This is a genomic window from Sphingobacterium litopenaei, from assembly GCF_014692495.1.
Taxonomy (GTDB): Bacteria; Bacteroidota; Bacteroidia; order Sphingobacteriales; family Sphingobacteriaceae; genus Sphingobacterium; species Sphingobacterium litopenaei.
On record NZ_JACOIJ010000033.1, the window covers coordinates 26,064 to 38,082 of the forward strand.

Below are 12,019 nucleotides of genomic sequence, written 5' to 3' on the forward strand. Positions count from 1 at the left end.
GGTTACTATAACTAGTAAGTTAGTTTGACGATCTTACCGTCCATTGTACTTGCAATTATATATTTTTTGGTTACCAAAGTCGGATTCACCATGCCATTGGTAATTTTATATTGCCAAAGCACTTCACCAGATTTCGGATGTACTGCAGATACTAATCCAGAATTATTCGGTACCACAACCAAATCCTTATTGCTATAAATAGCCGAAGGTGTTAACTCATATGGTAATTTTAGCTTTGATTTCCAGCTCACATCCATATGATTAGCAGTCACTGAAATTCCTATTAATTCACCATCCATAGTCTTTGCGTATACGTATTTTTCATCAAAGGATAGTCCCATTGATTCGCGAACACGGTATTCATCCTTCTTTTCTCTCCAAATTACTTTACCTGTTTTGAGATCTAATGCTGACATAAAACGATCTGGTGCAACGATAAACACACGATTATTAGCGACCACTGGATAACAAGCTGCTGCCGAAAACATTCTGTTGGTATGACCATTATTCCATTCCCAGACCAAACTACCTGTATTGACATCCAACGCATAAAACCCATTACCCCAAGAACCAAATATCACTTTTCCATCTGCAATGGTAGGTAATGTAGACACATAGTTTTTGACCTGATCGTATGTCCACACGACTTTACCAGATTTCAAATCAATACATCTGAAAATACCATCCGAAGCCCCGATATAAACTTTTCCTTTGTAAATATTCGGTGATCCTAATACCGCATGATCAGCTTGTACTTTCCAAATTTCTTTCCCTGTTTTACTATTTACAGCGTAGATAAAATTATCCGAAGATCCAACCATGACAATACCATTTGCTACTGCGGGAGTAGAATAAATTTTACCACCAGTTTGAAATACCCATTTTCTTAGTCCTGTTTTGATATCCAATGCGTATAATTCTCCAATGGTATTGGCTGTGAAGGCTAATTTGCCATCGGAACTAAATCCAGCCCCCAAATCACCATCATTAATATATTCCCAAGCGACTTTTGCTTTAGTCGTTGCATTCACGGAGAAATCAGGACGTTTGTAGTTGCCGTCGAATGTTAGTTTTTTTAATGGAAACTTCAACCAAGCATTTTGTGTAGAAACTGATGGATTTCGTTCTTGAAAGAAAACAGAATCCTTCGTCAGCGTAATGATATTATAACCACCTACTTCTGCTTTAGCACGAAGATTTGAACGACTCATCACGCCCGGAATTCCATCCCAATCGTACAGCTTGTTACTATGTCCATGACCGCATAATGCAAATTGAATATTTCTTGTTTGCAAACGATCCACCAATTCGTACCAATTGTTTAGCGAAGAATCTAATGGATAATGATTAATTGAAATCATAGGTATCTCTTTATTTGGATGTGCCTTAAAAATACTGTCTATCCACACTAAATTTTCACGTGGAATCTGACCTGGACTCATGCGCATATTAGGTCCAGAGGTTGTACCTAAAAACTGAAAACCTTTATGTTCAAAAAAGAAAGTTTCTCCACCAAATACTTTACGAAAAGAATTCGCACCACTTTCTGACCAATTGCTATCATGATTTCCTGGCACGATATACAGGGGCAATTTAAGTCCATCCAATATCCTTTTGGCTAATTTCAACTCCTCATCCGAACCAAATTCAGTGACATCGCCTGAAAGTATTACAAAGTCAATATCAGTCTGACTATTAAGATCTTCTACCGTTCGACGCAAATCCTCTTCACCAGAATGACCTCCGATGTGCGTATCTGTGATTTGTGCAAATTTAAATGCGGACTGAGCTAATACTGCCGAAAGACATAAACTGAAAGTGAGTGCTAAAAATATTTTTTTCATAAGTATAATTAAAGGGCATCTAAAGATACCCTTATTGGTATTTATTATTTATTTCTTCTCTACTGTATTTGAGGGTTTACTTTCTACGTGATCTTCGTTCAATGCAGTTACAGCATAATGACCATTTTTAGTAACATTAATTTTATTAGCAGCAGTAACACCAACTAACTCACCCTCTCCAGTAAGGCTACTGAAATAATAAACAGCAAAACGAATATTATTACCTGAGCCAACCCAGTTCAACTCGCTGCCTGTTAACTTTAGATTACTTGGAACAACTGGAGCAGTAGCTACTTCGCGACCTGCAAAAGGCATCAAAACATCTTTGGCGTATAGTTCAGCTAATTTGTCTGTGATTCCAATTCTATTCGCAAGTATATCTCTGGAGGAATATATAGCAGAACCTACAGTATACCTGTTATTTCTAACCAGGTTAAATTGATTCTCCAGCTCTTGTACATTTTGAAATTTTGCACCACCGTCAGTTGCTCCAAACTTATAATACCCGTGACCAATAACCACTTTAGATTTACCTCTAAACTGCGTCCAATCAGCTAAATTACGTTCGAAGGGATTAGAGGAATTACCTATCTCTTGATATAATTGAGGGATTAAAATATCCACCCATCCCGCTTGGGTCCATTTAGGTAAATCTGCATATAAGGTATTATAATTATAGCTTCTACTAGCTGCTGGAGAAATAGAAAATACAACTGACGGCTTATGTGTTTTAATAGTATTATATATTAACTCAATAGCTTTATCGACATTATCACGTCTCCAAGCATTTTTATCCGTAAAATTACCTTTTAATCTATTAAAGTCTTCATCATCTGATTTCATGGTACCTGCGCTAGAAGGATCTGGATAAAAATAATCATCCATGTGTAACCCATCAACATCGTATTTTGTAACAAGATCCTTCACGATATCCGATAGACGCTGTCTTACCTCTGGCAAAGCAGGATTGTAAATCTGAATCTTTTCGTGATCTACTACCCAACTTTGTTGAATAGAACTATGTAATGCAGGATAAGATGTATTACTGCCTGCACGTGTAGCAATACGATATGGATTTATCCATGCATGAAATTCAATGCCGCGTGCATGTGCTTCATCCAACATAAATTTTAACACATCATATCCAGGGTCCTTGCCGCGAGTTCCTGTGATATTACCACTCCATGGCTCATATGGAGAATTGTAAAATGCATCGCCCATACCGCGAACCTGTACAAAAACGGTATTGAACTTCAATTGTTTTAATCTATCCAATAGATCAGTATATTGCTTTTTCTGCACAGCCATCTCTTTAGAAGTAGGCCAATCTATTCCCCAAACGGTAGCCATCCAAGCAGCACGCATTTCTTTACGTGGAAATTTTAATTCTGAGGAGGGGGGATCAGGTGTAGGCTGAGGAGAAACACTAGGACCATCTGATTCCTTGCTACAGGAAGTAAATAATAATATTACACTACAAAGTAATAATAAATAATTTGAAATTATTTTCATATGGAAAGTAAAATTTATAACGGTTAAAATAATGAAAGGACATCTAATTCTTATTAGGGATAAGTTTTAGATGTCCTTTATAATTGTCTACTTTAAAAATTAATCTTCAGCAACAGCTACACCAAACTCAATGATAGCGAAACCTCCTTGAGAAGTTGCTCCATATAGCATTAACTTTTCATCTTTACCTGAAGCATCTTTTATAATATGATATCCAGCTTGAGTTCCAGGTGAAATATTTACGGTTGTGCCTACTTCGAATGAAAATATATGAGGTGCCACTTTCCCGTCAATAGCCGTTTGTTCTAAAGCAGTCAGCGCATCAACAATGTTACTACCTCTATTAATATTATAAAGGTACATTGTCGCTGAAGTTCCATTAGGCGCACCTCTAGGGACAGTAATACCTAATAAGTATCTCGTACCATTAAATGTAAATATTTTAATATCCGTTAAACTTTTCGGTAAGGATTCTACTTTCATAGTATAAGAAGCAGATGCTCCATTATTCACTAATGAAAAAGGCTGAGAGTGTCCTGAAATAATATAAGATTCAGTTGTTCCTATCTGAGAATAATGTCCCCACTGCTCATAATTAATTCGTGAAGTAATAACTGTGGGTTCAGAACCTTCCTTAAAATTTGTTATTTTCAAACGAATTATCTGAGAAGAAGCCATAAAGTACGCATATCCATTACCATTTTTATCAATGTTTATGGAAAATGTATCACCGTGACGAACAGCTGCACCAGCTAAACTACCAACGTTGATATTTGCAACAACATCTGGAGCTTTTGAAGGATCAGACCAATGGTATAATTTCAATGGAGATGCATGAGCTCCAGAAAGATTCGCAACATAAGAGTGACCATGAGCTTGAGCCCCCATATTTACAGTTAAAGTACCACCAGTAACTCCTTCCATATTTAATGGGATACGTTCTATTACATTATTTTTAAGTTTATTAACTTCTAATAAATGAACACCAGCACCCCCTCTTTCTATGATCAGAACATGATTTCCATCAAAACCTGTACCTCTGGTATTAGCCGTTGCTAAAGAAGGGTAAATTGGATTTCCTAATGCATTAGAAGAATAGTCATAGTATGACGGTGCATCTAAATTAGCGCCATAAACTGGTACTTTAAATCGAATTATGGCCTTATATTCTTTAAAACGAGGTAAATTTGTTACTTTCAAAATGATTTCCCTTTGTGTATCTCCGCTTTGATAAGGAATTTCAAAAATTTCTTTTTCAAGTTTTGAGCCTTCAGAAGTAATGGCTTCGAATTTGATATTTTCAAAATCGGACAAAGTATCGATCCTTGGAAATGTAATTGATTTAGTATTCTGATTAATTTGACCTTCTAGAATTTCCTGACCAGATGCACCAGCATTTACTATACGTATAGATTTCAAATCTGTATATTTATCTGATTCAACATTTCCTGGGAAATCCTCCGTACATGATATAAATGAAGCTATGCTGATAAAGGCAAGCAATAATCTACCAATAGTATGCTTTGTAATTTTCATATATGTATGATTAATATATAATGAATTCAAAATTAATTTTGAGCCCACCCTTCTGTTTGTGATAATACATAACCACGAGACTGATACTCATTTATTTGGTTTCTTCCAATAGGCGATAAATATGGATTAACATTACCTAAGCCTAAGAATTGTTGTCTTGAACGATTCAAACTATAACGGTAGAATCCAACCATTTTTGCTGCACTTTCTGGATTGTCTGGATTAAAAACTTCGATTTGTCCATTAAGCTTAACTACTGAAATACCTGATTTAATTTCTCCAGGAATTTGATTTGGGAAATCAACCCAACCTCCTGCTAATAAATCAGGATTAGCATCGGTATCCATATAATCTAGTTTTTTCCAACGTTTCAAATCTGCTAAGCGATTAAACTCGAATGTCATCTCCATACGACGTTCTCTACGAATCTCCCACATAAGCGGAGAAATAGTAACGTCTCTTTCTGGATCAGAAGGTAACATACCTAAAGTCATAGGTGCTGTTTTCTTAACTCCTTTTTGTATAGCTTCAGCAGCTAATGGTCTGTTTCGAATTTTATTAATTGAACGATCGATATCTGATTGATCCACTGCGGCTGCACCCAAAGTTGATAATTCAGCTTTGGCTTCTATCCAATTTAGTAAAACTTCTGCATATCTTAATACAGGGGCGTCCGTAGTATTATTAGCACCTGTAAACGCTGTACCCGCAGCACCACCTGCAGCTACACGTGCTTCAACATCACGAGGAAGGAACTTCGTAATATACAGGAATGAACCTCTATTTCTTGCAGTTGGTTTTTCATGAAACACCGCTTCAAATCTAGAATCTCTTGTTTTGAATAATTGTGATGTTACAAAATTATTAGCATTAGTTTCAGATGAATTTTGCCACACAGAACCATCCACGCAAATAAAAGACTTAATTAAGTCCGATGATGGTCCATATGTCACATTATCGGCTAAATTATGGGTAGATAATAATGCATGCTTTACATTAATAGATTCATTATATTCTCTATAAAGAATCATATCCTTATTTCCACTGAGATTCTCTGAAGTAAACTGGGATCTATAATCCGTGACTATATCATATTTAGAACTAGAAATCACTAGTTCTCCAGCTTCAAGAGCTAGTTCAAAAAACTTTTTAGCTTGATCATCATTTTCATAATAATATTTTTGCCACGAGCCTTCTGATAAAGCAATTCGAGAAATAAAACCTGCTACTACATAACGGTTAACAGATTGTACACCATCGCTCAAACGTACATTTTCTAAAGCAAATTTTAAATCTTCATAAACTGCATCCATTACTTCATTTCTCGGAGTACGGTTTTTGAATAATGCGTCGAAATCAGTATCACTTACAGGTTTGTCATAATAAGGAACATCCCCATACGCAAGGACTAGATCAGAATAGGCCATTGCGCGGAAGAATCTTCCAATCCCAATCCAGTGATTATATGCCTCAGGTGTTAATATCGTTGACATGCGAGTTTCAACACGATCCAACATAATGTTAATGGAGCGAATGTTTGTGTATGACCAAATTCCACTATTAGGTACAGCTAAAGTAAATTCAGCTTGGTTACCCTGTCTTACAACATCATCGCTGAAGGATAATAAGTAGGAGCTTCCTAAAGAAAATCCTGAACCATATCCTTCAAAAAAATCAGTATAATATTTATTTGCATAAAGACGTACGTTTTCTTCTGTCGTCCACGCATTGTCATCATTTGCAGATGTTAGTTGCGGCCTATCTAAGAACTTCTCGCAACTTGAAAACATCAGGGTAGCTGTTAGAAGAGCTATGCTATATTTAATTTTCATAATTTCCCTTGTTAACTAATTAAAAACCAATTTGAATACCTAAAGAAGCAGATTTGAAAGTCGGTGTTCCAGAACCTGTTCTACCTAAATTGTAATTTGTAGTAGTACCTTCGGTCAACGGTCCTCCAGTTCCCGACACCGCTTCTGGGTCGATCGGTAATCCTCTTAAATTATCAAAAACAAAGAAGTTTTCTAATGACACGTAAATACGTGCATTTTTTAATTTTGCTTTACGTAATACATCTCCTTGCAATCCATAACCAAAAGTGATATTCTTAATTTTAAAATAAGACATATCTAATAGGTATCGTGATTGTGGCACCATAGTTTGACCACTAGCCTCACCATTCAAGTTCCAAGCACGTGGATAAAATGCATCTGTACGATCTTTTTTCCAAAAATCACCAGCAAATGTTTGTGGCATAGCACCATCCTTTACATGGAAACCAGGAATTGCCAATTGGCCAGCACCCCAAATTTCTCGTTGTCCGACACCTTGTAAAAACACAGACATATCAAAACCTTTATAGTCCGCTCCTAAACGGAAACCATATTCGTAGCGAGGCGTTGAATTTCCGATTTTCACTCTATCTCCAGCATCTCCATTTGTGTTCTTACCATTTGTTATGTATCCATCTCCATTAACGTCAACAAATTTAACATCACCCGGAGAAATATATCCCCAAGATGCTGTACCTGTTTGAAGTTGTGTTTGATAGATTGGGTTATCGCCAACTAACTGGTTGGTTTGCCTTGTAGCACCTTCATGAATTATAGTGGTTACAACGTGATTTCCATTTGCATCATAGACAAAATCATCTGCTTGATATAGGCGATCGGTAACATAACCAAAAATATCACCATAGGTTCTGCCAGTAGAATATGCGTTACTTAGTAAACGGTTCTCCCATGGAGTATTCCAATCAGCACCTTTAGTAATTTTAGAAATTGCATCTGCTAAATTAGCATTTGCTGTTAATTTTAGACCATTATCAAATGTATGGCTGAAGTCCAGATTTATCTCCCAACCCTTAGTTTGCAAAGTTCCAAAATTGCCTTGAGGTGCACTGGCACCGAAAGTGTTTGGCAATGACTCGCCAGGTATTATCATGTTATTTGTATTTCTTTGAAAATACTCTAATGTTACACCCAACTTATTAAAGAATCGTAAATCTGCTCCTATGTTGGAGTGTTCTATATCTTGCCACGTAATTGCAGTTGAGACTGCTCCAGGAGTACCTAATTGGAAGAACTGTTGACCTGAACCATTTAACCAATTATTTTTACCAATAGCCATAGTAGGAACATATAAAGAGTTGGATACAGATTGATCACCTATATTACCCCAAGAACCGCGAATTTTAGCAAATGATAATACATCTGAAATATTTTCCATAAAGCCTTCATTAGATATTACCCAACCAGCAGAAACAGATGGGTACCATCTCCATTTCAAATGAGGAGGGAATTTAGATGTTCCATCATATCGCAAATTACCTTCTACTAAGTATTTTCCTTTGTAAACATAATTAGCGCGACCAAAGAAACCTACTTGCGAATCCCAATTTTCATTTGCTCCATTTGTTTCAATTCCTGTCGCAAAATTAAATTGAGGGTTTTCTTCATTAATTAAGTTAGTTCTTCTGGCCCAAGTATCGTTCCACTTATACGCGACAACGTTAGTTCCTAACATTAATTTCACATCATGGTCTTCATTAAATGTTTTACCATAGGTAGTGAATGCATTGAATGTATGTCGTTTAGAATTTAGTGAACGCTTATAAATATTTGATTGCTCTTTCGTAATATATGTTTCTACTGGGAAACGATATCCTGGAACACCTCCATTATCGGTAGGAATACCATTTTCATCTACATATACTTGTGAACCATTTTCATTCCATGCAACAGGAGCATACCAATGCCAAGCACCTCGGAAAGATGGCATAGAAGATCTATCTGAATCATTTTCGGTACTATATGCGTAGTCAGCCTTTAAATCCCAGCCTTTCATGATATCAATAGTAGTACCTAAATTCAAATTGGTATAACGGTCTGTTTTGTAGGCTGTATGAGCATTTTTTGTATCAAAATAAGGGTCTCTTACATCTGTACCATGTTCTTGTGCTGCTATTGGGAACAATCTAGACCAACGGTATAAATATAACCACGGATCCGCGCCAAATCCCGTTGCTGAATTAGGATAACGCTTTGTACCATCCGAATACATAGCTCCTCCTCTTAAGGTTAAAAAGTCATTAACTTTAGTAGATAAGCTCAATGTAGCATTATATCTAGTAAAATCATCATGTTGAGCAGGCCTCATCATACCTTGCTGCCCTAAATAACCTACACCTAAGTTATAATTAGTGTTACCAGACTTTCCACTTAACCCCAAATTGTGTAAATGAGAAAAAGCATTATCTTTTATCATAACTTTAGCTGGATCATATAATCTAAGACCAAACTTATCTACTCCATCAAAGTACCAGTCACGACCATATAAAACCGGATCATAATCACCAACAACACCGCCAAATTTTTGTTGCCACTCCTTAATACGTTCTAAGCTTTCACGATTTACACGCCAAAACCCTCCTGCAGGACCAGGTTGCTGCTGATTTTCATGTGCTTCTAGTGTATACTCTAACCCATCAATTCCTGCAATATCAATAGGTTTCATTGGAGATTGAAGAGATAGGTTATTGGAATATGAGACATTATGAGAATCCGTCTTAGATCCTTTCTTTGTAGTAATTAAAATAACACCAAAAGCAGCTTTTGCTCCATAAATAGATGATGAAGCAGCATCTTTTAATACGGATATCGATTCAATGTCATTGGGGTTTACAAGATTTATACTTGGAATTTCTACGTTGTCAACTAAAATTAGTGGATTACTTGATCCAGCAATAGAAGCTATTTGACCACGGATTTTCATTACTGGATCAGATCCAACTTCGCCCGTTGGAAGCGTAACGGATAATCCTGGTATCGTACCTTGCATACCTCTACCAGCATCTGGTACAGGACGAGATCCCATAACTTCGCTTACATTTATTGAAGATACAGCTCCAGTTAAATGCTCTTTCTTTTGTGTACCATATCCAACCACTACAACCTCTTCCAAAGAGTTATCTTCTTCCAAAAGCGTAATATTAACGGTATTAGATGTTACTTTAACATCTTGACTAACATAACCAATACTTGAGAACCTCAAAGTAGAACCTAATGGTGCGTTTATCGTAAACTTACCATTTGCATTGGTACTTGTTGAACCAGGAATACCTATAACTGAGACAGTAACTCCTGGAAGAGGACCACTCGCATCAGAAACTGTTCCTTGCACAGAATTTTGAACCAACCTATTATTTAAATAGGAAGTAGCAGCACTAAGATTCGCGTTATTAGCTACCTTTGCGCTATTCGCATGGGCAGACAAAGTTAATCCTAGCGCCATTGAGAATAGTAATGTATTTCTCATATATAGCATATTAAATAAATGGAATTATCATAATTTTATGGCATTTGCATTTGCTATTTGGCATGACTACCATAATTAGTTTGTTTTAAATAAAAAGCTTATTCAAAGTCTTTGTATAGCAAATACTTCTTACGCATTTTCTTATAATCAGCTAATTCTTTCGCCCAAGATGCGCGAATTTCTTTTTCTGTTTTCCCAGCTAAAATTTGTTTACGCAATTCATCCGTTCCAGCTAATTTGTCGAAGAATTCAGCACGAGTAAAGAATTTTGTCTTATCTGGCATTTTTTGATAAAAATCAAGAATATATTTTAGTGTAAATTTTTGCTTATCAGCGTCCAATTGACGTAAATCCAATCCATACATGGTTTGACCTTTACCCTCAACATGTTTTACCATCCCTTCCTTCTCACCTGGATTATATGAGAAATTACCATAAACTGGATTATTATATCCAACTACTTGAAATGGCCAATCAGTTCCACGTCCTACGGAAATCTCAGTACCTTCAAAAAGGCATAATGATGCGTAAAGTCTAACCGAAAGATGATTAGGTAATGAAGGAGAAGGAATTACAGGTAATTCATAAATTTTAGAATGATCCCAGTTTTCAACTGGGATTACAGTCAATTTACATTGACGCCCGTTTTCTAACCATTTTTCGCCATTGATCATTTTGGCCAATTCACCAACAGTTAGACCATGCACCATAGCGATTTTATGGTAAGAAACATTGGATTTGAATTTATCATCTTTGCGCACTGGTCCATCTACTTGATCACCACAAGGATTCGGACGATCCAATACGATTAATTCTTTATTGTGTTTAGCACACAACTCCATTACACGATGCAAAGATGTGATATATGTATAAAAACGCGCACCTACATCTTGCAAATCAAATATCATTACATCAATAGACTGTACGATTGAATCTTGTTTTTCGTTACCTCCATATAATGTATATAAGGGTAGACCTGTTTTTGAGTCTTTATCATTATCTACTTTCTCGCCACGTTCTATAGTTCCCCTAAAGCCGTGCTCAGGAGCAAAACCAAACTTCAAATCAACACCTTCTCTAAGTAGTACATCAACTAAATGTTCCTTTCGATCACCGACAATAGTCGTTTGATTGCCCATAAGCCCCACTTTCTTTCCTTTTAAAAAGGACAGGTAATTAGACACCTGATCAGCTCCAGGGATGATTTTATTAGTAGCGTATTCTCTACTAGAAGCAGCTGTGCTTTTCTTATTTTCTTTAGATGAGTTGCAGATACCGCAGCTCACTATTATAAGACATAATAAGGTAAATGAAATTAGAATATTGGTCTTTATCATTTTAATTACACTAATTCTTTAATAATTTATAATAGATGATTGATAGGTATAAAAATACAACAAAAACGCACAAAAAAGCAAGATATCTATAGTTTAATTCATTTATGTGTGGGGTATCCACCAACAAAACGCATAAAAACGATAGTTGTTAAGGCAACAATAAGAAATCATTAAATGTAAATTAATGTTAAAAAACCTGATTAAAACAACTATTTCTATAAAAAACGTCAGGGATATAGTGTACTAAAAACACTATTTAGTAATTTTTATGTTACACAAACGTTTTCAGCATAAAAAAGCCTCCAAAAATTGGAGGGCACTGAAAAAGTCCCCTTTTATATAGGGCCAAAAAAAAGGAGTGGAAAGTGCATTTTCTACTCCTTTTTTTGTATCTTAAATTAAGCTTTAACGGATATCAGGATGCTTTCTACCCAACAAAAAATACAGTTCAGTTCTTATTCAGGATTGTACGAT

Annotated in this window: 6 protein-coding genes; all 6 read right to left on the reverse strand. The window is 36.0% G+C overall.

Annotation, left to right across the window (positions count from 1 at the left end; translation table 11 throughout):
- Positions 1 to 11: 11 nt before the first annotated feature.
- The gene (locus tag H8B04_RS14015) at positions 12 to 1,844 is read right to left on the reverse strand and encodes an outer membrane protein assembly factor BamB family protein (RefSeq protein WP_190302747.1); all 1,833 of its coding nucleotides are present in this window, start codon (positions 1,842 to 1,844) and stop codon (positions 12 to 14) included.
- Between the two features lie 48 nt (positions 1,845 to 1,892).
- Positions 1,893 to 3,356: a glycoside hydrolase family 10 protein gene (locus tag H8B04_RS14020; RefSeq protein ID WP_190302748.1), complete on the reverse strand. Its 1,464-nt coding sequence runs from the start codon at positions 3,354 to 3,356 to the stop codon at positions 1,893 to 1,895.
- Between the two features lie 99 nt (positions 3,357 to 3,455).
- Positions 3,456 to 4,892 (reverse strand): DUF4623 domain-containing protein, encoded by a 1,437-nt coding sequence (locus H8B04_RS14025; RefSeq protein WP_149912765.1) that lies wholly within the window; start codon positions 4,890 to 4,892, stop codon positions 3,456 to 3,458.
- 32 nt (positions 4,893 to 4,924) lie between these two features.
- Positions 4,925 to 6,724, reverse strand: coding sequence for a RagB/SusD family nutrient uptake outer membrane protein (locus H8B04_RS14030; protein WP_149912764.1), 1,800 nt, complete (start codon positions 6,722 to 6,724; stop codon positions 4,925 to 4,927).
- Between the two features lie 19 nt (positions 6,725 to 6,743).
- On the reverse strand, positions 6,744 to 10,208 hold the full coding sequence (locus H8B04_RS14035; RefSeq protein ID WP_190302749.1) for a SusC/RagA family TonB-linked outer membrane protein: 3,465 nt from the start codon (positions 10,206 to 10,208) through the stop codon (positions 6,744 to 6,746).
- Positions 10,209 to 10,306: 98 nt separating this feature from the next.
- Complete coding sequence (locus H8B04_RS14040; protein ID WP_190302750.1) at positions 10,307 to 11,545, reverse strand: exo-beta-N-acetylmuramidase NamZ family protein; 1,239 nt, start codon at positions 11,543 to 11,545, stop codon at positions 10,307 to 10,309.
- Between the last annotated feature and the right edge of the window lie 474 nt (positions 11,546 to 12,019).